Origin of the sequence: Planktothrix sp. PCC 11201, from assembly GCF_900009135.1 — a bacterium.
GTDB lineage: Bacteria > Cyanobacteriota > Cyanobacteriia > Cyanobacteriales > Microcoleaceae > Planktothrix.
This window is the reverse complement of record NZ_LT797746.1, coordinates 1-386: the sequence shown is the minus strand read 5'-3', so window position 1 is coordinate 386 and position 386 is coordinate 1. Positions and strand designations below refer to the sequence as shown.

The 386-nt window shown below is 54.4% G+C and carries 1 pseudogene; it reads right to left on the bottom strand.

Annotation, left to right across the window (positions count from 1 at the left end):
* Positions 1–386 (bottom strand): annotated as a pseudogene (locus PL11201_RS25505) (hypothetical protein); the annotation flags it as partial.

The following is a 386-nucleotide window of genomic DNA, read 5'->3' as shown; positions in this document are numbered from 1 at the left end:
GTATAGCCAACACCCGACTGGGTATAGCCCAATCCCGCCCCTGACTCCGTATAACCCACACCCGATTGAGTGTAGCCAATACCGGATTGGGTATAGCCCACACCGGATTGAGTATAGCCAACACCCGACTGGGTATAGCCCAATCCCGCCCCTGACTCCGTATAACCTACACCCGATTGAGTGTAGCCAATACCGGATTGGGTATAGCCCACACCCGATTGAGTATAGCCAACACCCGACTGGGTATAGCCCAATCCCGCCCCTGACTCCGTATAACCTACACCCGATTGAGTATAACCCACACCCGATTGAGTATAGCCAACACCCGACTGGGTATAGCCCAATCCCGCCCCTGACTCCGTATAACCCACACCCGATTGAGTGTA